Origin of the sequence: Brevibacillus sp. HB1.2, from assembly GCF_013332495.1 — a bacterium.
In the GTDB taxonomy this organism is placed as follows: domain Bacteria; phylum Bacillota; class Bacilli; order Brevibacillales; family Brevibacillaceae; genus Brevibacillus; species Brevibacillus porteri.
In genome coordinates, this window is the sequence record NZ_JABMIU010000003.1 from 293,419 (window position 1) to 318,454 (window position 25,036).

A 25,036-nucleotide genomic window follows, 5' to 3' on the forward strand; every position below is an offset into this window, starting at 1 on the left:
GATAATAGAGGGGGCTTTTCTAATGAAGGGATTTCATTTGATGCGCTCGCTGGCGGCGATCTCGCTAGGGGCGGTATTGATGGTCGGATGTTCGAGCGGAGGAAATACAAGTGCTCCTGCAGCAGGAGAAGGTGGCTCCGGGCAAGCCGCTAGCACTGACGGACAAGAGATTCAGGCAAAAATCGGTGTGGTTGGTTTCCTCTCTGGTTCTGGGGCAGCTTATGGAGAAGCGCAAAAAGCAGGATTGGAGCTGGCGTTGGGCGAGCTGAATGAAGCGAACAAAGGCAAGCTCAAGATCGAACTGAAGTTTGAAGACTCCGCCGGAGAAAAAGAAGGCGCGATTAATGCGGTAAATAAACTGATTAATCAGGATAATGTCGTGGCGATCATCGGACCGACACTTTCCGGTGAAATGTTTGCTGCAGGACCAGTTGCAAACGAGGCCGAAACTCCGATTTTTGGTATCTCCAACACATCAGAAGGAATCAATGATATCGGGGAGTATGTGTTCCGAAATTCTTTGCCTGAATCCATTGCGATCCCGACAGCTATGAAAGCAGCTGTGGAGAAAAATGGCTTGAAAAAAGTAGCACTTATCCACGCTTCTAACGATGACTTCTCCGTGAATGGTTACAAAGTCATGAAAGCAACCGCTGAAAAGCTGGGCTTGGAGATTACCAGTGAAGCGACTTTCGCAAATGGTGATGTGGACTTCTCGGCACAATTGACCAAGCTGAAACAAACAAACCCAGACGCTCTGCTTGTGTCCGCTTTGTACAAAGAAGGCTCTATGGTTGTGAAAAAGGCACGTGAGTTGGGCTTTACGGGGACAATTCTTGGTGGAAATGGTTTCAATAATCCGAAAGTTTTTGAAATTGCAGGTCCAGCTGCTGAGGGCTTGATCGTTGCGACTCCATTCAGCCCTGAAAAGAAAGATGATAAAGTACAAGCCTTCGTAAAAGCATTCGAAGCTAAATACAACAAAAAGCCTGACCAGTTCGCAGCCCAAGCATACGACTCGCTGTACATCATGTCGCAGTCACTGCTTGCCGCAGGAAAAGCAGATCGCGAAGAGTTGCGCGGACAATTGGCTCAGCTGAAAGACTTCACAGGTGTATCCGGCAAACTGTCTTTTGACGAGAAACGTAATCCGATTGGGGATGCGGTTGTCGTTGTTGCAAAAGAAGGCAAATTCGTCCCGTTTGAATAGGATTGTGCCCGGGGTCGCTCCGGGCTTCTTTTTCTATCCGTTATCTCGCTGGATCAGTAAGTACCAGATCATGTTCTTCGCTTGCTGATCCAGCGAGAATAACTCAATCATCGTTGGATAGTAACCACTTAACAGTGAGGTGAGGCATTTGTTTTGGCAGCAATTAGTCAACGGTTTGACAGTTGGTAGCACTTATTCATTGATTGCATTGGGCTATACGCTCATTTTTGGTGTCTTAGGAATCATTAATATGGCACATGGCCAAATTTTTATTTTTGGATCACTGGTTGGCTTGGTATTGATGACCAGCCTGAACATGCCTTTAGGGGTAGCGCTGATTGTGGCCATCGTGATATCGGCCATTTTGGGTCTTGTGCTGGAGTATACAGCGCTTCGCCCACTTCGTAAAAAAAATGTACCCCATCTGGCATCCTTGATCAGTACGATCGGATTTGCCATTTTGATGGAGGAAGCCATGCACAAGTTTTTCGGTGCTGACTCCCGTGCGTTCCCACAATCCTTTGGGGATACCACTTTTGACTTGGGGCTCATTCAAATTCGCAGCGTCGATCTCGTTATTTTAGGGATTTCTGTGTTGCTGATGTTCGTCCTGCATTTTTGGATACAAAAAACGAAAATGGGAAAAGCCATTCGCGCGACGGCTGAAAATACGGATACAGCAAATATTTTGGGGATTAACACGAATATGGTCATTGTCGTGATCGTCATGCTTGCGTCGGCACTGGGAGGTGTCGCCGGCATATTGATCGGGATGGCGTACTCTGCTCTCATTCCGACGATGGGGATGACGCTTGGCTTCAAAGGTTTGGCTGTTTTGATTTTAGGCGGGGTAGGCAGCATTCCTGGGGCCATGGTGTGCGGCGTATTGCTCGGGATTATCGAGGTGTTTACCGTCGCATACGGAGACTCGTCGTATCGAGATGCGGTTGCTTTTGGCTTGATCATTCTCATTTTGCTCTTGAAGCCGGAAGGACTATTTGGACGCAAAGCGTAAGGGAGGTGCAGACATTGGACATTCTCAATCCATATAACTTACAGGTACTGACTTTTATCTTGTTAAACAGTATTTTGGCGATCAGTATTTACATTACACTCTCGACGGGCCAGCTTTCTTTGGGACATGCGGGCTTTATGAGCATTGGTGCTTTTACGGCGAGTATTTTGACAAAGCAAGCGGACATGCCTCTGTTTATCGCCATCATAATCGGTGGACTTGCGGCAGGGCTAATTGCACTGTTGATCGGTGCTCCGACATTGAAGCTCCACGGCTTGTACCTGGCCATTGCTACGCTTGGCTTTGGTGAAGTGATCCGCGTTATTTTTCTCAATATGGAAATTACAAATGGCGCCCTCGGACTGACCGGACTTCAATCGATTGGCAATTACTTATACGATTTTGAAAAAGCAATGGGGTTAAAAGCGCAAACCTTTGGCATTTCGGTCATGCAAATGAAGTCATTATCGACCTTTGTGTTTATGCTGCTCCTGTTTGCCTTCGTTCTTTTCCTGACGCTGCGTCTGAACCGTTCTCGTCTCGGGCGAGCTTTTGAAGCGATCAAAGCAGACGAAACGGCGGCACGAGCGATGGGATTGCAAGTCAACTATTATAAGATGCTTGCTTTTGTGATCGGTTCCATTTTGGCTGGTGTATGTGGAGGATTGTTCGCCCACATTACGACGACCATTACGCCAGATGATTTTAACTATCATAAAGTCGTAGAGATTCTGTCTTATGCCGTGATCGGCGGCAGCGAAGTGGTATGGGGGCCGCTGTTTGGTGCCTTGGTTTTGACAGCGCTGCCGGAGGTACTACGTGGTTTGGCCGAGTACAAAATGCTCATGTACGGTTTGATCATGGTCGGTGTAATGGCGTTCCGTCCGCATGGCTTGATTGGCGCCGATACGTTCCAAAAGCTGTTCAAGCGTCGTCGGGGCAAGCCATCGGACAAGGAAGCGAAGGGGGGAGTATAAGATGTTGTTGGAACTTGCGAACGTAGGAAAAAGCTTTGGCGGCATCACCGCTCTTCGTGACGTTTCTTTTACGGTCGGAGAGGGCGAAATTGTTGGCTTGATTGGTCCGAATGGTGCGGGCAAAACGACCATTTTCAATATGGCAACGGGCATATTCGAACCAACCACGGGCACCTTTTCTTTTGCCGGACAAAAGCTAAATGGGGTGGCGCCTAACAAAATTACCGAAATGGGGATTGCAAGGACGTTCCAAAATATTCGCCTCTTCGGTCACATGAGTGCGCTGGACAATGTGAAGGTAGGATGTCATTCGCGCATGAAGGCGGGCTTCTGGGCTTCCCTTTTGAAAACCCCCGGACAACGTGCGGAAGAAAAGGCTGTTACCAAAAAAGCAGAGGAGCTCCTCGAATTCGTAGGCTTGTCTGACATTGCTGATGTTCGCTCGGATACATTGGCTTACGGTCAACAACGGCGTCTGGAGATTGCGCGGGCACTGGCTACTGAGCCAAAGCTTTTGCTTTTGGACGAGCCTGCTGCGGGAATGATCGAGACCGAGACAAAAGCGCTCATGGAGCTGGTCAAAAAAATTCGCGATGACGGGACGACTGTCCTGTTGGTCGAACACGATATGGGATTGGTCATGAACCTGTGTGAAAAGGTTGTATGTATCAACTTTGGGGTCAAAATTGCTGACGGCACCCCGGCAGAGGTACAAAACAATCCAGATGTGATTGAAGCTTACCTCGGCAAGGAGGACGAATAAGATGCTGAATATACAAAACTTGACGACCTCCTACGGTCAAATCAAGGCAATTCGTGGGATAACGCTGGAAGTGCCTGAGGGAAAAATCGTCTCGCTGATCGGGGCGAACGGAGCGGGAAAAACCACAACCATGCGTACGATTGCGGGTCAACTGAAGCCTGAAGCAGGGACGATTACGTTTTGTGGTCAACGCATAGAGGGTTCGAGACCCCATCAGATCGTAAAAGCCGGATTGGCGTTGGTACCAGAAGGGCGTGCGATCCTCGGGAAGATGACCGTGCTGGAAAACCTGGAAATGGGCGCATTCCAGCGCAACGATGCACAAGGCATCAAGGACGACATGGAAAAGATGATGACCTGGTTCCCCATCCTGAAGGAACGGCTTTCCCAATTGGGAGGGACGATGTCTGGCGGTCAACAGCAAATGCTAGCCATTGCTCGCGCATTGATGTCTCGACCGAAGCTGCTGCTTTTGGACGAGCCGTCGATGGGCTTGGCTCCCATCGTGGTGTCGGACATTTTCAAGGTGATCAAAGAAATCAATGCGGAAGGTACAACCGTCCTCATCGTGGAGCAAAATGTCAAACAAGCCCTCAAAATCGCTGATTACGGGTATGTACTGGAGGCAGGGCAAATCGTGTTGGACGGCACAGGAGAAGCGTTGTTAAACGACGAGCGTGTAAAAGAAGCATATTTGGGTGGTCGCAAGCACTAGTCTGCCTGTAAAAAACTGTCGCCATGGAATGAGGCGGCAGTTTTTTTCGTCATCATTCCATGGTACTATAAAGGATAGAACGTATATTCTCTTATGATGCGAAATAGGGAAGGAAGCCGGATACGATGCCAGCCAAATTGACGAGAGAGCAAATGGAATATCTTGTTCATCAAGTACAACGCTATTTTAAAGAAGAACGGTCGGAGACACTCGGCAATTTGGAGACGGAAGAGTTGATTGCCTTTTTCTCAAAAGAGCTCGGCCCCTTCTATTACAATCAAGGGGTGCAAGACAGCCGCAAGCTGCTGATGGAACGGATGAGTTCCTTAGAAGATGAACTGTATGTATTGGAAAAACCAATTCACAAGAACAAATAGATGCATAGCAGATATAGAGCAAAGAGGAGGGAGCAGCCATGAACAGCTCCTTAAAAGATAAGCTGGCCGTCCTGCCAGATAAGCCAGGCTGCTACCTGATGAAAAATGCGAGCGGGGAAATCATTTACGTAGGAAAAGCCAAGGTACTGAAAAACCGCGTCCGCTCTTATTTTACAGGCAGTCATAACGGGAAGACGCAGCTGTTGGTCAGTGAAATCGTGGACTTTGAGTACATTGTGGTATCCTCCGCGATTGAGGCGCTCATCCTCGAGTGCAACCTGATCAAGGAGCACGATCCGCGTTACAATGTCATGCTCCGCGACGACAAGACGTATCCGTACATCAAAATTACGAATGAGGCGCAGCCACGCCTGGAGATTACCCGTAAGGTATTAAAAGATAAAGCCAAGTATTTCGGTCCGTATCCGAATGCCGGAGATGCCTCCGAGGTGAAGAAGCTGCTGGATCGCCTCTATCCGTTGCGCAAGTGCCGCAATATGCCCAAGCAGGTTTGTCTTTACTACCATTTGGGACAATGTTTAGCGCCCTGTGTGTACGAGGTATCGGCAGAGGAAAATCAGCGTTTGGTGGATGAAATCAGCCGGTTCCTCGATGGTGGCCACGAGGAAATGAAGCAAACTCTCACGGAAAAAATGCTGCAAGCCGCTGAAAACATGGAGTTCGAACGAGCCAAGGAATATCGCGATCAGATCAAGAGCATCGAAGCGGTGATGGAGAAGCAGAAGATCACGTTCACGGATACGGTAGACCGCGATATTATCGGATTTGCTGTGGAAAAAGGCTGGATGTGCATTCAAGTGTTCTACATGCGAAAAGGGAAGATGATCGAGCGTCAGACGACTTCCTTTCCATACTATGGAAGCGAAACCGAGGACTTTATGTCTTATGTGAGCCAGTTCTACTACGATAAACAAAATGCGCTACCAAAAGAAATTTTGCTCCCGCAAGAGAGTGAACCGGAGCTTTTGGGTGAGTGGCTGGGCATCAAAGTCCATGCTCCGAAAAGAGGCAAAAAGCATGAGCTCGTGAAGATGGCTTCCGAGAACGCCCGTATTGCTTTGCAGGAGAAGTTCGCGCTGATGTCCAAGGACGATGCTCGTACAGTCCAAGCGGTACACAATCTTGGTCACATTTTAGGGATTCCGGTTCCTCATCGAATTGAAGCGTTTGACAACTCCAACATTCAGGGAACAGAGCCTGTGTCTGCAATGATTGTGTTTACAGATGGTCGCCCTGACAAAAAGGAATACCGCAAATTCAAGATCAAAACCGTCGAGGGGCCAGATGATTACGGCTCCATGCGCGAAGTGGTTCGCCGTCGTTACTCACGCCTGCTGAAAGAAAACCAGCCGATGCCTGACCTGATAGTGATCGATGGTGGAAAAGGCCAAATCAGTGCGGCTATGGACGTGCTGGAAAACGAGCTGGGTCTCTATATTCCCGTCTGTGGACTTGCGAAGGACGAGAAGCACCGTACCGCTCAGCTCATGTACGGAGATCCGCCAGAGCCTGTGAATCTTAGACGTGATAGCTATGAGTTTTATTTGTTGCAGCGCATCCAAGATGAAGTCCACCGTTTTGTTATTACATTCCACAGACAATCCCGGACAAAAACGATGCTCTCCTCGCAGTTAGATGAGATCCCGGGTATCGGTGAGAAGCGACGCAAGCTGTTGTTCTCTCATTTTGGCTCGTTGAAAAAAATGCGAGAGGCGACCGTTGAAGACTTCCGCCAATTAGGGATCGGTGACAAGCTGGCAAAAGAAATCATCGGGCATCTGCGCAAGCTGGACACATAGCACATGTAACTTTTTGAACAACCTCTAAAAAGGAATTGATCCATTTTTAGACTCATGATATAATCCGATTCAAACAGAATAGTTAGCCTCACTTCCATTATGGAGTGAGGTAGAGGCGCGAAAACCAAGAGTACCACCCTGAGATCGGGAATCTGTGAAGGGGACGGGAAAGGGGAATTCGCCGAAGTGTGGAGGGAAACCCGCTTTTCTCCATGCTGGGTCTGCGTTGAACAAATGCAGGACTGTCATCTGCACAATGACCAATTGTCAGATGGAGAGCTATCTCACGGTGTGTCAATGTGAGTTTTGATGGTGATGACTGTCAATCTTCGTTGTCCGCGTGTATTGGGAGGGAGGAACCGGTATGTCGAAACAGTAGGCAGCGGCAGGTCTTATTCCTTGTCGGTGCCTTTTTTGTAAAATAAAATGCAAGATTTTTCCTTATAGAGAGAATAGTGAAAAACCATACGATACGAGATAAATACCAACATTGGATATGAGAAAAAGGGAGAGAAGCCGCATGGGGTTGATCGTGCAGAAATATGGAGGCACCTCTGTAGGTACCATTGAGCGAATTTTACGAGTTGCGGATCGAATTGTCAGCTACAAAGAGGAAGGGCATGATGTGGTAGTCGTTGTTTCTGCAATGGGCAAATCTACTGACGTGTTGGTAGATATGGCCAAGCAGATAAGCGCATACCCATCCGAGCGTGAAATGGATATGCTGCTGACCACGGGGGAGCAGGTATCGATCGCGCTTTTGTCGATGGCCTTGCATACAAAAGGCTACGACGCCATTTCTCTTACGGGCTGGCAGGCTGGAATCACCACGGAGGCGATTCACGGAAGAGCACGGATCAAGCAGATTGATCCAGAGCGGATTCAATCCGAGCTCGGCCGTGGTCGTGTGGTGATCGTGGCAGGATTCCAAGGGATCAGTGACGAAGGTGAAATTACGACGCTCGGCCGCGGTGGATCGGATACATCTGCGGTTACACTCGCAGCGAGCTTGAACGCTGAGAAATGCGAAATCTTTACAGACGTGTCCGGGGTGTATACAGCTGATCCGCGAGTGGTTCCAGCTGCGAGCAAGCTGGATACGATCTCGTATGATGAGATGCTGGAGTTGGCGAACCTCGGTGCAGGGGTTCTTCATCCAAGGTCAGTAGAGGCTGCGAAAAAATACAAGGTAAGGCTGGTCGTCCGCTCCAGCTTTACTGCCGAAGATGGTACGTACGTTGAGGAGGTTGCCAACATGGAAACAGGAAGAGTAGTAAGTGGAGTTGCACACGATGAAGATGTAGCCAAAATCACGGTTGTCGGCATGCCTGCCAAGGTCGGGACGCTCTCCCGTCTGTTCAATACGCTGGCGGACAATCAGGTGAACGTCGATATCATTATCCAAAGCTCTTATGATGCGTCTGTTACGAATATTTCTTTTACAGTTGCAGCGGATGACCTGAAAAAAGCACTGGATACGCTGGACAGAAACAAAAACGAGCTTGGCTTTGAAAAAGTCGATTTCGAGGAAGGCTTGACCAAGGTATCGATTGTTGGCTCAGGCATGATCAATAATCCAGGGGTAGCTGCCGAAATGTTCCGTGTCCTGGCAGAAAAAGAAATTTCTATTAAAATGGTATCTACGTCTGATATCAAGGTTTCTTGTGTCATTCCAGCAGCCTTGACGGAGCTGGCTGTTCGCAGTCTTCATTCGGCATATGGTCTGGATGTCGAGGAAACCGCGGTCGTGCACGGAGTATAAAACATGGATGCTCCCTCTCCCTTTGTTATAGGTAGAGGGGGCATTTTCTTCATGACGCCACTTGTACAGATATACGTATGTCAGAGGAGCTTTCCATTTCGATTTTGCTGAACGCTTCTCTTTCTTTCCATTGCTCAATCATACCAGCAATGATCCCAGCCTCAAAAGAAAGACTGAATCCTAGTCTTTCGATAGACTGGTAGCTAAAAATGGAATGAGTAAGCGAATAGACGATAGTTTGCCCGGACTCCTCCACGACGTCGAGCTGGCCTAATCCGAGCCGAATAAAAGGCATAATCGGGCCTGTTGCAGATTGAATGGGGATTTGGCGGCCCATATTTTTTCCAATCCAATAGAGAATATGGTTTTCACTATCGCCTAGCAGGGTGCTAGTCAACGTTTCGCGTAGAAGATGATAGCCAAGATAGGGCATATTCATTCTTTCCGCATAGGGAATGGTCTCTGGCGGCAACAGTGCTGCAAGCTGATCCTTCTCTTTCATATGTGCTTCCCTCCTGTCTGTACTAGATTATGAGGAGGGACTCGCATTCATGACATCTTAATAGAAAAAATAGCTGGACTAAACAAAGTTATTCTATCAATGTATTTAGTACATTGATTGTCTTGACGCTATGTGTCGACAAGAGTACAATTGGATTTGGTCAAAGTTTTGCCCAACTTTTTCTCGGATTTTGACACATTCCGACAAATTCATGTGATCTAGCGAACGCAGTCTTTTTGTGAACAGCGTCAAGACGCTCTTCATAAAATGATCGTGGCGGTTTTGCTATGTCTAATGGGTGAGGCAATGGGTTAGGATATTGGGGAAAGGTCTATCAAAACGGCCGAAAACCGTTTTGGACTGCTTGCGGTGACGCTTGACGTTTTTCACAGAATTGAGAGTTACATACATTGAAAGGGGGACCATTGTATGGCGAAAGGCCATAGCTTTCTCAGTCACAAGCTACACTCACTTCTTGGTTTGTTTCCGATCGGGCTCTTCCTCGTGTTCCACTTGACAGCCAACTATCAAGCGACTCGTGGGCCTGAAGCTTTCAACCAGGCCGTAGGCTTCATTGAAAGCCTTCCATTTCTGTTAGTACTTGAATTTGCCTTGATCTACCTCCCGATCCTGTTTCACGCTGTTTACGGTCTCTACATCGCGTTCCAAGCGAAGCATAACGTAGGGAACTTCGGTTACTTCCGAAACCAAATGTTCTTGTGGCAACGCGTTACAGGAGTCATTACCCTCATTTTTATTGTTTGGCACGTTTGGGAAACTCGTATCCAAAAAGCACTGGGTGCACACGTGGATTATGACATGATGGCAAACATTTTGAGCAGTCCTGCAATGATCGTATTCTACACAATCGGGATTATTAGCACGACTTTCCACTTCTCCAACGGACTGTGGTCGTTCCTGGTTCACTGGGGAATTACAGTTGGGCCGCGTTCCCAACGCATTGCAACATTCCTGACTTTGGGCGTATTCGTAATTGTAACCTTCATCGGCTTGCGTGCGATGTCGGCTTTCATTTTGTAGGGATAGGGGGACTAAACTCATGGCAAAAGGTAAACTGATCATTGTCGGTGGAGGTTTGGCCGGCTTGATGGCTACCATCAAAGCAGCAGAAAAAGGCGTTCCTGTTCAGCTGTTCTCCCTGGTTCCGGTAAAACGTTCCCACTCTGTCTGTGCGCAGGGCGGTATTAACGGTGCGGTAAATACCAAAGGGGAAGGCGACTCCACATGGGAGCACTTCGACGATACAGTATATGGCGGAGACTTCTTGGCAAACCAACCGCCAGTTAAAGCAATGTGCGATGCAGCACCTGGCATTATCTATATGTTGGACCGTATGGGTGTTATGTTTAACCGTACGCCAGAAGGTTTGTTGGACTTCCGTCGTTTCGGAGGAACCAAACATCACCGTACCGCTTTTGCGGGTGCGACAACTGGACAACAGCTCTTGTACGCATTGGACGAACAAGTACGCCGTTATGAAGCTGAAGGTCTGGTAACCAAGTACGAATATTGGGATTTCCTCGGAGCCGTTTTGGACGATACAGGAACCTGTCGCGGGATTACTGCGCAAAACATGCGTTCCGGTGAAATTCAATCCTTCCGTGCGGATGCCGTTATTTTGGCAACAGGCGGACCTGGTATCATCTTCGGTAAATCGACGAACTCGATTATCAATACAGGTACAGCAGCGTCTGCGGCGTATCAACAAGGGGTTATTTACTCCAATGGTGAGATGATCCAAATTCACCCAACTGCAATCCCTGGAGACGACAAGCTGCGTCTGATGTCCGAGTCTGCTCGTGGTGAGGGTGGCCGTGTATGGACGTACAGAGACGGTAAGCCTTGGTACTTCCTGGAAGATAAATACCCTGCATACGGAAACCTGGTTCCGCGTGACATCGCGACTCGCGAAATCTTCTCCGTTTGCGTAGATATGAAGCTGGGTATCAACGGCGAAAACATGGTATACCTCGATCTTTCCCACAAAGATCCAAAAGAACTGGATGTAAAATTGGGCGGTATTATCGAGATTTACGAAAAATTCGTTGGGGATGACCCACGTAAAGTTCCAATGAAGATTTTCCCTGCGGTTCACTACTCCATGGGCGGTATGTGGGTAGACTACAACCAAATGACCAATATCCCTGGTCTGTTTGCAGCAGGTGAGTGCGATTACTCTCAGCACGGTGCAAACCGTTTGGGTGCGAACTCCCTCCTGTCCGCTATCTATGGCGGTATGGTAGCAGGTCCAAAAGCAATCGAGTACATCAAAGGCTTGAACAAATCCTCTGATGATCTGTCTTCCACGCTCTTCGACGGTTTTGCTAGCCAAGAGCAAGCGAAATACGACAGCATCCTGAAAATGGATGGAACAGAAAATGCTTACCTGATTCACAAGGAACTGGGTGAGTGGATGACTGACAACGTAACGGTAGTACGTTACAACGACCGTCTGCAAAAAACGGATGATAAGATCGTTGAACTGATGGAACGCTACAAGAAAATCAACATCAACGATACGAATAAATGGAGCAACTCCGGTGCGGCGTTTACCCGTCATCTGTGGAACATGCTCGCACTGTCCCGTGCGATCACGATCGGTGCGCTCAAGCGCGACGAGAGCCGCGGTGCTCACTACAAGCCTGATTTCCCAGAGCGTGATGACGAGAACTTCATGAAGACGACAATGGCGAAGTACAATGCTGAAACGACTGCGCCTGAAATCTACTATGAAGACATCGACGTATCCCTGATCGCACCACGTAAGCGAGACTATACGTCTGACAAGAAATAAGAGAGGAGGAAACTGATCATGGCAGAAAAATTGATTCATTTGATTATCACTCGTCAAGATAGCCCTGACAGCACTCCGTACAAGGAAGAGTTCAAGATTCCTTACCGTCCTGGTATGAACGTGATCAGTGCTTTGATGGAGATTCAACGTAATCCACTCAACGCACAAGGTCAAAAAACGTCTCCAGTAAACTGGGAATCGAACTGCTTGGAAGAAGTATGCGGTGCGTGCTCGATGGTTATTAACGGAAGACCACGCCAAGCTTGCTCGGCACTGGTAGATAAGCTGGAACAGCCGATTCGTCTTGAGCCAATGAGCACCTTCCCTGTACAACGTGACTTGTCGATTGACCGCAGCCGCATGTTCGATGCGCTGAAGCGCGTAAAAGCGTGGGTTCCAATCGATGGTACGCATGATCTGGGACCAGGTCCTCGCATGCCGGAAGTTGAGCGTCAATGGGCGTACGAGCTTTCGAAGTGCATGACGTGCGGTGTTTGCTTGGAAGCATGCCCGAACGTGAATGCGAAGGCTGAGTTCATCGGTCCGTTCGCGATTTCGCAGGTTCGTCTGTTCAACCAGCATCCAACGGGTATGATGAACAAGCATGAGCGTCTGGAAGCCCTGATGGAAGATGGCGGTATCGGTGATTGCGGTAACTCGCAAAACTGCGTACAAGCATGTCCAAAAGGTATTCCGCTCACAACTTCGATCGCTCACATGAACAAAGAAACAACCAAACATGCAGTGAAGAAGTTCTTCTTCTCCTAATTGTTTGCAATAGAAAAGGCGTGCACCGGTGATCCGGAATGCACGCCTTTTTTTAGTTTAGGAAAGTTTGTTTAAGTGTTTACTGTATATGTCGCTGTAGTGGAGAGAAGAATATTTCCAGGTTAGGCTCCAGGCTCCGTCCTGCTGGGGGATAAGACTGTCCGCTCCGAAGGGATTTGCGGGGAAACGCAAAAGTGGTAGCCGCTTCGTAGCACGGGCACGTTGCGTTTCTTTTGCCCGCAAATCCCTTCTCCGCGCGGTAGGACTCCACAAGTCGCTACGCCTGGAAATATTCTTCTCTGTCGTAACAGATGAGGTATTTCATTCTTTGAAGGATTTAAAAAAGCGGATCACATGGAAAGATCGTAGAGGAAGCAGAGCGTTTTCTCCTGTTTTCTCCCCACCACAACAGCAACGTACAAGGAGTTTATTCACTCGCCTCGATGACCGCCGCCATCGCCAGCTTTTCAAAAAGGAGGACGAAGTGCTGGAGTTCATCTTCGCTGAGGTGAGAGAACATTTTATTTAGTTTTTCTCTTCGATTCTGCTTGGCTACTTGCAGAATTTTTTTGCCAGAATCGCGCAAGCTGATGTAAACCACTCGGCGATCTTCCTCATCACGATCACGGGCGACGAAACCGTGTTTATCCAAACGGTCGACCATTGCTGTGATGGCGCTTGGTTTGACCCCCATTGATTCAGCCAATTCTCCGACTGTGCATTTTTCCTTCTGTTCCAACTGATGAAGAATGTAGAATTGCGGGCCAGTTAAACCAGAGACAGGTTCGGCTAATTGCGTTCCCATCGTGCGCATAATGGTACGAAACGCCTCCTGCAGGCGCTCAAGCGTATCTGTTAAGGGGGAGGGCATGCTCGTATCGTCTCCTTATTTGATCTATTTCTTCGTTATCGGGAATATTTGATATGTAATATTTAACGCACTTAAATATAGGCTGAAAGTACTTCGTTTGTCAACCTTCGCGAAAAGAAGGGAATACCCAAGCGATTCCTAGTGAAAACTGAAAACATAATGGAATGACTTCCAGCAAGGGGGCAAACGATGAAGAAAAAGGTATGCAGCATTGGATTGATATTGGCTTTGCTTCCCGCAACGACTGTCAGCACAACAGCGTTTGAAGGAACAGCGACCATTCGTACGCAGATTTTGCAGGATCTCGCGGAAATGCACGAGCCATTACATACAGGCAACGCGGACAAGGAATATAAAACGAAGGCAGATGAATGGCAACGACAAGAACTGCTACTGCGAGGTGAGCAATTAAAATCTGCGCCTGTCGATTCGCTGGAAATGATTGAGGCAACGAAGGCTTGGGAGGAAGCGGGGGTAAAAGGGGAAGGGACGCTCGTTTCCGTGATCGATACGGGAGTCAATCCGCGCCATCCCGATTTCCCTGTCCCACATGATAAGCGTTCAGCCATGCAAAAGTCAGGCTCTTCCCAGAAGGTGATCCCTGGCTTTAACTGGGCTGACCGTACGCAAACAACGGAAGACGTATCGGAATCTCAGCATGGTATCCATGTGGCGGGAATTATTGGGGCGAACGGAAAAGTAAAAGGAGTTGCTCCTGAAGCCCAGCTCATCAGCCAAAAAGTATTTTCCAATTATCAAAGCGAGGTTCCTGGGCTAGGTGAATCGATTTTATTTGCGATCAATGATTCCATTACGAAAAAAGCAGATGTCATCAACCTGAGTCTCGGTTCCTCAGCGGGCTATGTGGATGAAACAAATGTGGAGCAAATGGCTGTGAAGCGAGCAGTCGATAATGGGATCGTAGTTGTGGCAGCCGCCGGCAATGATGCGTATTTCGGCAGTGATAAGGTACGAGCACAGAATCCAGATATCGCCATGATCGGTTCTCCAGGCTTGAGTCCTGATGCGTTTTCGGTTGCTTCTGTCAACGCTACAGCACTAGCTGGCTATAGCTTCACGGTGCAAGGGGTACCCGGTATGGAGAAAGTCGTGTATTTATCGGGCTATGTGGAAGGCGGGGGTGCGATAAACCCGGTCATGACATTGATGAAGCCGTATCCGCTTGTCTATATGGGGAAAGGGAAGAAGGAAGACTACAATGTTTCCGTAAAAGATAAGGTGGTATTGCTCGAGCGAGGCGACATTTCATTCGACGATAAGCTACGCCTCGCCAAAGAAGCAGGAGCAGTTGGTGCTGTTATCTACAACAATGAAATGGGACCACTCATTATCAGTGCGGAGCATGCCAAGCAAATCCCGGCTGTTTCTGTCTTGAAGCACATGGGCGAGCAAATGGCGCAAGCGATTAAAAAAGGCAAGAAAGTGACGGTCTCATTTAACGGTGAATATGGCCAAAATCCAATGCCTTATCCAGACGGAGGAACGATCTCGGCTTTTTCATCATGGGGACCAACACCCGATTTGCAGTTCAAACCGGAGATTGCTGCTCCAGGTGGAGGCATCTTGTCACTCACGCGAGAGTCTGAATATGCCGTGAAAAGTGGTACGTCAATGGCAACGCCCCATGTGGCGGGCGGGATGGCTTTGCTGAAACAAGGTTATCTCAAGCAAGGGCGGAACCTGCAAGGCAAATCGCTTGTCGATACGTTGAAGGCTGCGGCGATGAATACAGCAGAACCGATTATCGATCCGCAAATCAGCATACCCGCAGCGGATAAAGAGAAAGCAAAAAAAGTTCCTTACAGCCCACGGGTTCAAGGGGCAGGCCTGATGCAAATCGCAAAAGCGATCAAGACGCCAGCCATTGTTGTGAATGCAAAAGGAAAAGCAGGTGTCTCGTTAGGAGAGATTGGGAATTCAACGACCTTTTCTCTATTTATTAATAACAAGTTTGGTAAAAAGCCAATTACGTATCAGCTACAAAATGAGTTTGGTGTCATGACTGACTTACGCAAAAACGGGATCAACATGCTGACAGATACCCTTTTGGAGGGGGCAGAACTACAATTTTCCGCTCCTAAGATTACCGTTGCGCCGGGGAAGTTAGAGGAAGTGAAGGTAACGCTCACGATTCCGACAGGTTCTCCACGTAATCAATTTGCAGAAGGATTTATTTCCTTTCAACCAGATGATAAAGAGCTGCCTACTTTGCGCACGCCGTTTTATGGCTTCTACGGGGACTGGGATGAACCAAAGATAATGGATCAGCCCGTATGGGAGGCAGAAAGTCAGGAAAAACGAACAGGTGTCAAGACGAGCTGGTATCACGATAAACGCAATGACAAATGGCGCTATCGGGATTATCTAGGTGTTACAGGTGTCAAAGCCGATGGCGGTGCGAAAATCGATCCCAATCATATTGCCTTTTCGCCAAACGGGGATGGGCATTACGATGTCGCTGCTCCTTCGATTACTTTTTTGCGCAATGCCCGTCATATTATCGTCGAAGTAACAGATCAGTCAGGCAAGCCGATTCGCACTCTTGTGCGTGATGAAAAGGTGAGCAAGTACGACCAATCCAAGCTGGGGACGCCATACTATTATACAGAAAAGGAAGCGTGGAGCTGGGACGGAAAGATCTTTTCACCACAAAAAGGCGCCTATATACAGGCACCTGATGGACAGTACCAATTCTCCATTAAGGCCAAAATAGACGACCGCAATGCCAATTGGCAAACGATGACACTCCCCATCCGCGTGGATACAAAAGCTCCTGTGATTACAGCTTCTGTGTCAGGAAACCGGGTTCAGTGGAGCAGCCGCGATAAAGATATCCAAGCCTATTTCCTTTATGTAAACGGCAAGAGGGTAGGAGGCCCCTATTCTCCAAAAGTGTCCAGCACACTTATTAATCAGCCAGATAAAAAAATGAGTGTAGTCGCGTATGATTATGCAGGGAATATCAGCGTGGCGCATATTAACGGGAAAAGTGACAGTACTCCGCCATTTGTGGAGTTTCCGGATGATTTGTTTCCTTATCTGAAAATATCCAAGCAGCCGGATGTAGCCTTCAGGGGCAAAGTAACAGGCGAGGATATGATGGACAGAGTCCGCTTATCGATTAACAAAACGCCTGTAAAGCTGGCGACGGATGGATCATTTGAAACCATCCTGCGATTAACGGAAGGTCTCAATTATGTGATGTACAGTGCAATGGATATGTATGGAAACAAGCGCCAATTCACGCAACGGGTCATCGTCGATACGAGTCCTCCGACACTGCAATTGATCAACGATGGCAGTGAAGACGTACAATTCGATGCAGCAACCAAGAACATGCTGGTTCCAGTCCGCTTCATGTACAGAGATCAAACCTATAAAGGTCAGGTAAGTATCAATGGGCAAATCGTGTCCTACTTTGAAGAAGAGCAATTGGAAATCCCTGCGCAAAAATACGTAACGCAAATTTTGAGTATGAAGCAGGGAGAGAATCGCATTTTGCTTGAAGGCAAAGACGGTGCAGGCAATCAAAGCATGTTGCTGGTGTATGCGTATGTCGATGCCAATGCAGGGTCGGTCGTCATAAGTAATGGAGAGCAGCGTATATCCTACAAGGCGCGAACAGTGCCAGCTCCGACGATCCAGCTGCCGAACAAACAGCTAGAAGGGCAGGAAGGTGAAGCGCTGCCCATCGAAGGGAAGGTGACAGGTGCTGGTGCTGTTAACCTCCAAATCAACTATGGATCAAAAAGCTTTCAGACCAACGCGAATGATCGTGGGCTATTTCGCCTGGTGCTTCATGAGGTAGAGGAAGGCAAGCAAAAACTGACGGTTGTTGCGACTGATGCACTGGGTAGGGAAGCCCGAGCGGAGATGAATGTCGTCGGAAAGAAAAAATAGGATAGCGGGCCCGTCAGTAGCAGATAGAAGGCTATTGCCGGGCCAAATTTTTGTGGGAGGATTCTATTTGATGTTTTACCACGGGATCATGTGGGAATATGTTACGAGAGAGTACCCTGTGCTATCACCGAGAAGGACCGCCAGAAGGAAGCGTGTGGCAGAGCAATTGTGGGATCGCATTCATCTGATCGAACAATTCGGTTTGGAGCCCGTTCATTTGCTTGAGGCCGACGAACATTACGATGCTGTCCGCTGTATACAAGAGTGCTTGGCATTTGGAGATACTGTTTTTGCCTTTGATCGCGTCCAGCTTCCGATGTGGCAATTGAGTAAGCATGAGATCGGTGTAGAAATATTAGACTTGCGAACGTGCACGGCCATCTATACCATTCGTCATGAGACAAAAGTAGAGGATTATTTTCCCAGTACTCCCTGTTTTCGTGACCTTATGCCTATGAAGTTTTCGTAATCCTATTGCATCTGCCAAAAGTCGACATTATGATAGTCCTATACGAGTACGTCAAAAAGTCGTCTTTTCAGCACCTCTTTCGATGTCGAATAGGCTTCCAGTACTACTACGTGATCAAAAGACGACTTTTTGAACAACCTCTAAGAGTGAATTGCCCGGGAAAGGAAGAGAATGCAGATGATAGTCCAGTACCTTGATCCATTTCTTGAATCAGCTTCGTCCGTGATTCAACAAGTATGCAATGTCGACATTTCGCGTGGAGAGTTAGCTGAAAGAGAATGGAGCCATGTAGAAGGCCATACATGGATTCGAATCGGAATGACAGGTCAATTACAGGGTGAGGTCTTTTTCGGTCTGCAAGAGGAATTGGCTTTGCGCATTGTCTCGGCCATGATGGGCGGCTATCCCGTGCAAGAGATGGATGAGCTCGGAAAAAGTGCCATTTCTGAGTTGGGGAACATGATTTCCGGGAATGCGAGTACGCTTTTGTCCAATCGAGGTGTTCTTGTAGACATTACCCCGCCCTTATTTTTACACCAGCATGACTTGAAAGGCATGGCAGGGACAGCATTGACTGCACCGCTCGATCTCCATGACATGGGCAGACTGGATATTCAAATTATTGTGATAAGATAGTGGCGGCTTATGGCCGTCTTTTTTGTGAAGGATACGTAGCTACACATCATCATTCAAAGGAGGGATGGAAAGAGATGGATCATTACTTCTCGATTTGTTCAGCTGAGATGTATTATGAGAAATACATGGCCTTTTTATTGGAAAACTACGACCAGCTCCGCATGCCATATTCCTTTCCTGTGGCGCTCAGTTTTCTGGCGAGTCCCGTTTTAATGGAGGGGAAAGCATTTCTTTGCTTCAACGATGACGATGAAGTGATCGGTGCTTTTTCGTACATTTACGGGACAGGTGAAAATCAGTACGAAGACAAGCATATCGTTCAAATTCAGGTGGTCTATTTTTTAGAACAGTATCGCAGCAGTCGCCTTTTTTTGCACGCTCTTCAGTATGTAACCGAATATATCGCCTATATGGAGGAGGACGTGAAGGAGTTTCGATTCTGGACTTCCTCGGAAGACTCTTTACGCAAATTGTTTACCAAGATTGCAGAACGAGTAGCTTCTGTGGAAACGGCAAACGGTCCATTGGATGAATATCGCGCATCGTTTTTGGCTTGGCAATCCTATGCAGCCAGGTTTCAACATGAACCATTTTTCTAATCCAAGAAGGAGACGTTACGATGCTGTTCGTCATCAAAAACCTGTTTGGCTACATACGCCCCTATAAGCTCCTCAGTTTCCTTTTTTTCCTCTCGCTTGCACTCGATCTGCTTTTTTTATCCTTGGCACCTCTTAGTTTCCAGATGATCATTGACAAAGCGATTGTTCCCAAAGATATGTACGTTTTCACCGTCATCATGATCGTATTGGCGATTAGCGGGTTTATCTGTGTCAGTGCTGGAATAATCAGTGACTATGTGCTGGCAAAACTAAATGCACGTGTGCAAAATGATTTGCGGCAAAAACTGTTTGCGCATATGCAGCATTTGCCGGTCAGCTACTTCCACAAAACGCGTTCTGGCGATCTGGTCTCTTCCTTTTCAGTGGATTTGCCTGTCATTGATAGATCGTTGGCCATTCTCTTCACGACGGGTATTCAGTCATTGGTGGTCGTGACGATTAGTACGATGGTTTTGTTTTACTTGGAATGGGTGATGGCGCTGTGTATTTTGGTGGGAGCAATCTTGATCTTTACAGGTCCTTATTTGCTTGGCCGACGTGCCCATGCCGTCAATGCCGCATACAAAGAACAGCTCGCAGCTATGACGAATGATGTTCAGGAAAATACGAAAGCGCAAATGGTCATCAAGGGATTCAACCTGCAAGAAGTCATGATCGATAAATTTAATGGAAGACTCAAATTGCTGTTGCTCAGCAACTATCGCAAAAATTTGATGGCAGCGAAGCTGGAACGAATTCCTGCGCTATGCCTACTACTCATCAACTTTACGATCATTGGCTTTGGTTCCTATCTGGCACTCACCGGGCGAATCTCTGTCGGTTCGCTTGTCGCCTTTTTCACCATGTATACGTCGATGGGGAATGCAGTGTTTAATCTGACCTTTACGCTCCCTCTGATTACAGATGCACAAGTCAGTATGGAACGAATCCACAAGGTACTGGATGAACCTAGTGAAAAAGTCGACCATTCTACAGCGGATCCGCTCGATTTGCGTATGACTGAAGTGTCCGTAAAAAATGTTACGTTTGGTTATCAGGAAAATCAGTTGTCTATCAATCAGGTCAGCATGCAGATTCCGGCTCGGACAAAAGTTGCCATTGTTGGCTCCAGTGGGTCTGGAAAAAGCACGATCGTTCAGCTGATAGTAGGCTTTTATGAACCTCGTTCTGGTCATATCGAGATAAACGGCACAAAACTCGATGAATATAATCGGGGAGCCTTCCGCAACCATGTAGGGGTCGTCTTTCAAGATAACTTTCTTTTTCACGGAACCATAGCCGAAAACATCCGGCTCGGCAAACTCGATGCGACCAACGATGAGCTGAGGATGGCTGCACAGCAAGCGGAGATCCATGACTATATCATGAGTCTACCAGACAAGTACGAAACACTTGTTTTGGATGGGGGCAGCAACCTCTCAGGGGGACAAAGGCAGCGCCTTGCCATTGCTCGAGCGATTCTGCGTAATCCTTCTCTACTCATTCTAGATGAAGCAACTTCTGCTCTCGATCCCATTTCAGAGGCTTCTATTAACAAGACCTTTGCGAAGCTTTCCAGCGATCGGACTGTCATTACGGTGACACATCGTTTGTCGACGATAACGGACATGGATCAAATCTTTGTGTTGGAGCACGGGGAACTAGTGGAGCAAGGGACACACTCTCAACTGTTGCAAAAGCGGGGTTATTACAAAAGGCTATGGGAGAAACAAAGTGTGTTGGCCAGCCCAGAAGGTGTTATGGATGTTCTAGGTGTCGACGTGTCTGATATTTTGCATCTTTTCCATACCGAGACGTTTACTGCTGGACAGACGATCATTCGGGAAGGAGAAGCAGCAGAAAAGTTTCATATCCTCGCACGCGGAAAGGTAGAAGTTTCCCAATCATCTGCTGAATTTGAGGAGCCGATTCGACTTGCGATTCTGGAGGACGGCGATCACTTTGGAGAAACAGACCTAGCGGGTGCTTTACAGACAACAACGGTGACGGCTCTCACCTCTTGTGTTGTTTTGACCTTGCCTTTAAAGGTATACCAGTACATCACGTCCCAACACTCGACGATTGGCAAAAACGCCCAACAGCTAATACGCTAACGAACAGAAAAAGAAAGGCAGTGTGCAAAGGATGCATGTCCAATTTAGAAGTTGTACCAGTGACAATGATTTTGCCCAGTTCACGCTATTCTTTATGCGCAATCGATTGGAATTTAGTCGTATGTTTTCCCTTAGTGACACGCTCATTCATATTTTGACGTTCCTCCCGGATTCTCATTTGATCCTGATAGAGGACGAGCGCGGTAAAGTGGTCGGATGGGGCCACTATCAATACATGACAGCAGAAAGGCAACCAAACCCAGAGGGAGAAATTTGCTATATTCATTCTGTCATCGTCGAAGAAAAATATCGAAGGAGCAGGGTATTTCTGAAAGGCTTTCGCCATCTAATCAGACAGGTTCACGCAGAAAATGCACAAGTGAAACAGGTGACCTTTTGCGCTGATGCTGATCATGCCTATCTGAACCGGCTCTATTCGAAATTTGCACAGGTTGCAGGGGAGCAGGAGGGCTATTACGGACAAGAAAACATCTATATGGCCGAAATCAATCAACTCGCTTCCTATCTGGGAGCCGTAATTGACGCTAAATAAGGAAAAATGCTATTCTTAAGAAGATATTGTCAGAAAGGAGGACTATCAGATGATTCCAATGGTACCACGTTTGAAAGACGGAGTAAGAAAACCGTTCACTGCTTCGATTCAAAATCTTCTCATGAAAAATGAGCAGCTGCGTGTAGCTACTTCTTCTGCGAAGTAGTCGATCAGCTATCATCTTTTTCGAATCAACTGTCCCAAGAATGGAGAAGTGGTTGACAGGCTATCCTGCTCAGCCACTTTTTATTTTGTCATTCTATATGAATAGAATAAAAAAATAAAATATTTTCTATTGTCTGGATGATTTTTAATAGATAGTGTATTGTTGGAAATAGTAAGGGGGTATGAGAGCTTGACCTATGTAAAACAATTAATTGGGATGTTTTTCCTAGTTATCGTCGTTTGCGGTGGGCCGTTCATGCTATATACGCAAAAGGAAGAAATCGTGTTCGAACCGGGAAATATCGTAGTTCATACGGTATATCTGATTCAGCAGATTGCAGAGGGCTCCCTCGGAACCTATTATTCGGGGCAAACGGAAAGGAGCATCGCTGAGGATATCCTCCCATTTGCAATTAGCTCCTTTGAACTACTGTTCGCGAGTGTTGGTGTCGCAGTCCTTGCTAGTATTATTTTTGGATTGCTATTGCAGCGCTTTCGGATTGTACGTCAATTTCAAAAGGTTTTGAATCTGCTTGCCACGATTCCTGACTTTATCCTAATTGTTGTTTCGATTGTGGGTGCTGTCGGATTTTACAAGCTGACGAACATTCGAATTATCACCCTGTCACCTATAAGTGACTCTGAGAGTACATGGTTTCCGATCACGTTACTGTCAATTGGACCAACGATTTTCCTCATGAAGGTTGTTAGCCTGAAGTATGTACAAATCGGCGGCGAAGACTACATTAAAACAGCACTTGCCAAGGGGATGGGGATTTGGCATGTTCTCATTCACCACGTCTATAAAAATATCAAGCCGTTTCTCATTGCTGATTTAAAGAAGACGATTGCCATTACAGTAGCCAACTTGTTTATTGTTGAGTACTTATTAAACGTCGTAGGATTGACTCGCTTTATTTTTAGTAAAGATGGCGGATACGAATTCAATGCTGCTGTCATGGGACTTTTAGGTATTATTTTGCTATCCATTTTGGTCTATGTATTGATTCGTCTCATTCTGTATGTGATTGAACGCGCGGTTGTGTATAAATAGCCCAGACTTCTTATGGAATGAGTGAGGGTATGGTATGAGGAAACGGTTCAATTGGGCTTTATGGCTAGGTTGTATCTTGGTATTTTTTCTAATAATTATCGGTGTAGCCGGACCTTATTTGGCCCCCTATGACATCGATTACCAGGTGAAAGTTCGCAATGAGATGGTAAACGGGAAGCAAGTGATCATTTCGCCTCCTTTGGCACCTTCAGGCGAGTATTTGTTGGGTACGGATAAATGGGGCTATGATTTGCTTACAAAACTGCTCCACGGGGCACCTTACACCATTTTTATTACGCTCTTGATTGCGTTATTGCGATTATTGCTTGGAGCATGGATCGGTCTGTATATTGGGATATTGGACAAGCAGCAGCGTTGGTGGATTGCGATAGAGAACGCCTGGGGGTACATGCCCATATTTATTCCTGTCTATTTTTTATTGAAAGGAATCAATATCAATCCCGAATTGCCAACGTTTACGCTCGTGTTGTTTTTCGTAGTGGTAGTGGCAGTGCTTGGGACGCCTTCGGTAGCTGCGTCCATCCGTCAAAAAACGGAGCAAATCAAGGAATCCCAGTACGTTTTGGCTGCGACTTCGCTGGGGGCTGGGCGGGATCAGATCATCTTTCGCCACATCCTGCCGCATTTGAAGGAGCATCTGGTCATTGTCCTGGTGACAGAGATGATCGCCACCATGACGTTGATGGGGCTTCTCGGGATTTTTGGTCTGTTTGTAGGCGGCACGACTATGTACTATGACCCTGTTGAGTATCACTCGACCACACATGAATGGGCAGGACTGCTCGGGACTTACCGAAGCTTTGTCTACACGAATTACACGTGGATTTTCCTGATTCCACTTGCTGCTTATATGCTTGCAATCGGTTCCTTTAGTCTATTGGCCAAAGGATTGCGTGATAAATTCGAACAGACGTATAGTCGTACCCCATTTATTTAAGCAGCTGGTCACTTTTCAGCATGAGGGATAAGTGAGGTTTTTTGATGAAAAAACGATTCCATTTTTCTTTATGGCTAGGCAGTATTTTCGTGTTCCTTCTGATCGTGATCGCTGTGGCGGGGCCTTACTTGGCTCCCTATGATCTGGAATATCAAGCGAAGATGCGTCACGAGGTTGTGAACGGTAAACAAGTCATGGTCTCACCGCCCTTTCCGCCGTCAGAGGAACATTTACTCGGCACGGACAAATGGGGGTATGATTTACTGACCCTCTTGCTCGATGGAGCGCCATACACCGTTTTTATTACCCTTGCGATCGCATTTATTCGCGTGTTACTTGGTACATGGATTGGACTCTATATCGGCATCCAAGATAAAGAACAGCGTTGGTGGATGGCGATTGAAAATGCATGGAGCTATATGCCTGTGTTTATTCCCGTGTATTTTCTTTTGCGAGGAATCAATGTGAATTCCGAGCTACCGACGTTCACGCTCGTACTGATTTTCATTGGGCTTGTCTCTGTTCTTGGAACCCCTTCTGTAGCCTCTTCTGTGCGTCAAATGACCGAACAAATTAAAGAATCACAATACGTTTTGGCTGCCATTGCACTGGGAGCTGGCCGAAATCAAATCGTCTTTCGCCACATCTTGCCACATTTGAAGGAACAGCTCATTATCATCTTGGTGACAGAAATGATCGCCGTCATGACCTTGATGGGGCTTCTCGGTATATTTGACCTGTTTGTAGGTGGTACCAAAATGACCTTTGACCCGGTTCTGAATCATTCTATTACACACGAATGGGCAGGACTGCTCGGGTCTTATCGAGGCTTTATTTACAGTAATTATACGTGGATTTTTCTCGTACCATTGGGGGCATTCATGATCGCCATTGGAGCATTTAGCTTGTTGGCCAAAGGTTTGCGTGATAAGTTCGAGCAAACGTATAATCGCACCCCATTTATTTAAGTTA

Annotated in this window: 22 protein-coding genes and 1 riboswitch; of the genes, 20 read left to right on the forward strand and 2 right to left on the reverse strand. The window is 47.2% G+C overall.

Annotated features, from left to right (window positions below; all coding sequences use genetic code 11):
• Positions 1 to 22: 22 nt before the first annotated feature.
• The 8 genes from HPY28_RS09465 (at position 23) to HPY28_RS09500 (ending at position 8,639) form a co-directional block, all read left to right on the forward strand.
• Positions 23 to 1,210 carry an ABC transporter substrate-binding protein gene (locus HPY28_RS09465; RefSeq protein ID WP_069845540.1) on the forward strand — a complete coding sequence of 396 codons (1,188 nt, stop codon included), beginning with the start codon at positions 23 to 25 and terminating at the stop codon, positions 1,208 to 1,210.
• Positions 1,211 to 1,358: 148 nt separating this feature from the next.
• Positions 1,359 to 2,225: a branched-chain amino acid ABC transporter permease gene (locus tag HPY28_RS09470; RefSeq protein ID WP_174230473.1), complete on the forward strand. Its 867-nt coding sequence runs from the start codon at positions 1,359 to 1,361 to the stop codon at positions 2,223 to 2,225.
• A 5-nt stretch (positions 2,226 to 2,230) separates the two neighbouring features.
• Positions 2,231 to 3,202 (forward strand): branched-chain amino acid ABC transporter permease, encoded by a 972-nt coding sequence (locus HPY28_RS09475; protein WP_174230474.1) that lies wholly within the window; start codon positions 2,231 to 2,233, stop codon positions 3,200 to 3,202.
• Between the two features lies 1 nt (position 3,203).
• Positions 3,204 to 3,965, forward strand: coding sequence for an ABC transporter ATP-binding protein (locus HPY28_RS09480; RefSeq protein WP_017251089.1), 762 nt, complete (start codon positions 3,204 to 3,206; stop codon positions 3,963 to 3,965).
• A 1-nt stretch (position 3,966) separates the two neighbouring features.
• Positions 3,967 to 4,680 (forward strand): ABC transporter ATP-binding protein, encoded by a 714-nt coding sequence (locus HPY28_RS09485; RefSeq protein WP_017251090.1) that lies wholly within the window; start codon positions 3,967 to 3,969, stop codon positions 4,678 to 4,680.
• A 125-nt stretch (positions 4,681 to 4,805) separates the two neighbouring features.
• Positions 4,806 to 5,057, forward strand: a complete 252-nt coding sequence (locus HPY28_RS09490) for a DUF2164 domain-containing protein (RefSeq protein WP_106833037.1) — start codon at positions 4,806 to 4,808, stop codon at positions 5,055 to 5,057.
• Between the two features lie 38 nt (positions 5,058 to 5,095).
• A complete protein-coding gene (gene uvrC, locus HPY28_RS09495) occupies positions 5,096 to 6,877 on the forward strand; it encodes an excinuclease ABC subunit UvrC (protein ID WP_069845536.1) in 1,782 nt (593 codons plus the stop codon).
• Positions 6,878 to 6,979: 102 nt separating this feature from the next.
• Positions 6,980 to 7,167, forward strand: a riboswitch (Lysine riboswitch).
• Positions 7,168 to 7,397: 230 nt separating this feature from the next.
• Complete coding sequence (locus HPY28_RS09500) at positions 7,398 to 8,639, forward strand: aspartate kinase (RefSeq protein ID WP_069845535.1); 1,242 nt, start codon at positions 7,398 to 7,400, stop codon at positions 8,637 to 8,639.
• Positions 8,640 to 8,688: 49 nt separating this feature from the next.
• Here HPY28_RS09500 and HPY28_RS09505 read toward each other — a convergent pair whose 3' ends face one another.
• On the reverse strand, positions 8,689 to 9,141 hold the full coding sequence (locus HPY28_RS09505) for a YslB family protein (RefSeq protein WP_174230475.1): 453 nt from the start codon (positions 9,139 to 9,141) through the stop codon (positions 8,689 to 8,691).
• 429 nt (positions 9,142 to 9,570) lie between these two features.
• Here HPY28_RS09505 and HPY28_RS09510 point away from each other — a divergent pair, with 429 nt between their 5' ends.
• The 3 genes from HPY28_RS09510 to sdhB are packed head-to-tail and all read left to right on the forward strand — an operon-like array spanning position 9,571 to position 12,724.
• Positions 9,571 to 10,182, forward strand: coding sequence for a succinate dehydrogenase cytochrome b558 subunit (locus HPY28_RS09510; RefSeq protein WP_007722458.1), 612 nt, complete (start codon positions 9,571 to 9,573; stop codon positions 10,180 to 10,182).
• Between the two features lie 19 nt (positions 10,183 to 10,201).
• Positions 10,202 to 11,956: a succinate dehydrogenase flavoprotein subunit gene (gene sdhA / locus HPY28_RS09515; protein WP_007722462.1), complete on the forward strand. Its 1,755-nt coding sequence runs from the start codon at positions 10,202 to 10,204 to the stop codon at positions 11,954 to 11,956.
• An 18-nt stretch (positions 11,957 to 11,974) separates the two neighbouring features.
• Positions 11,975 to 12,724 (forward strand): succinate dehydrogenase iron-sulfur subunit, encoded by a 750-nt coding sequence (gene sdhB / locus HPY28_RS09520; protein WP_007722466.1) that lies wholly within the window; start codon positions 11,975 to 11,977, stop codon positions 12,722 to 12,724.
• A 427-nt stretch (positions 12,725 to 13,151) separates the two neighbouring features.
• Here sdhB and HPY28_RS09525 read toward each other — a convergent pair whose 3' ends face one another.
• Positions 13,152 to 13,595 (reverse strand): MarR family winged helix-turn-helix transcriptional regulator, encoded by a 444-nt coding sequence (locus tag HPY28_RS09525; RefSeq protein ID WP_017251095.1) that lies wholly within the window; start codon positions 13,593 to 13,595, stop codon positions 13,152 to 13,154.
• Positions 13,596 to 13,784: 189 nt separating this feature from the next.
• Here HPY28_RS09525 and HPY28_RS30820 point away from each other — a divergent pair, with 189 nt between their 5' ends.
• The 9 genes from HPY28_RS30820 to HPY28_RS09570 all read left to right on the forward strand — a co-directional run bounded on the left by HPY28_RS30820 (position 13,785) and on the right by HPY28_RS09570 (position 25,032).
• Positions 13,785 to 17,516 carry a S8 family serine peptidase gene (locus HPY28_RS30820; RefSeq protein WP_174230476.1) on the forward strand — a complete coding sequence of 1,244 codons (3,732 nt, stop codon included), beginning with the start codon at positions 13,785 to 13,787 and terminating at the stop codon, positions 17,514 to 17,516.
• Positions 17,517 to 17,586: 70 nt separating this feature from the next.
• The gene (locus HPY28_RS09535) at positions 17,587 to 17,985 is read left to right on the forward strand and encodes a hypothetical protein (RefSeq protein WP_069845532.1); all 399 of its coding nucleotides are present in this window, start codon (positions 17,587 to 17,589) and stop codon (positions 17,983 to 17,985) included.
• A 177-nt stretch (positions 17,986 to 18,162) separates the two neighbouring features.
• Positions 18,163 to 18,621, forward strand: a complete 459-nt coding sequence (locus HPY28_RS09540; RefSeq protein ID WP_017251098.1) for a chemotaxis protein CheX — start codon at positions 18,163 to 18,165, stop codon at positions 18,619 to 18,621.
• Between the two features lie 74 nt (positions 18,622 to 18,695).
• Positions 18,696 to 19,220: a hypothetical protein gene (locus tag HPY28_RS09545; protein WP_174226539.1), complete on the forward strand. Its 525-nt coding sequence runs from the start codon at positions 18,696 to 18,698 to the stop codon at positions 19,218 to 19,220.
• A 20-nt stretch (positions 19,221 to 19,240) separates the two neighbouring features.
• A complete protein-coding gene (locus HPY28_RS09550; protein WP_174230477.1) occupies positions 19,241 to 21,334 on the forward strand; it encodes an ABC transporter transmembrane domain-containing protein in 2,094 nt (697 codons plus the stop codon).
• A 31-nt stretch (positions 21,335 to 21,365) separates the two neighbouring features.
• Positions 21,366 to 21,887: a GNAT family N-acetyltransferase gene (locus HPY28_RS09555; protein WP_100169666.1), complete on the forward strand. Its 522-nt coding sequence runs from the start codon at positions 21,366 to 21,368 to the stop codon at positions 21,885 to 21,887.
• 355 nt (positions 21,888 to 22,242) lie between these two features.
• The gene (locus HPY28_RS09560) at positions 22,243 to 23,106 is read left to right on the forward strand and encodes an ABC transporter permease subunit (protein ID WP_017251103.1); all 864 of its coding nucleotides are present in this window, start codon (positions 22,243 to 22,245) and stop codon (positions 23,104 to 23,106) included.
• 34 nt (positions 23,107 to 23,140) lie between these two features.
• A complete protein-coding gene (locus HPY28_RS09565; protein ID WP_017251104.1) occupies positions 23,141 to 24,064 on the forward strand; it encodes an ABC transporter permease in 924 nt (307 codons plus the stop codon).
• 44 nt (positions 24,065 to 24,108) lie between these two features.
• Complete coding sequence (locus HPY28_RS09570; RefSeq protein WP_174230478.1) at positions 24,109 to 25,032, forward strand: ABC transporter permease; 924 nt, start codon at positions 24,109 to 24,111, stop codon at positions 25,030 to 25,032.
• The last annotated feature ends 4 nt before the right edge of the window (positions 25,033 to 25,036 follow it).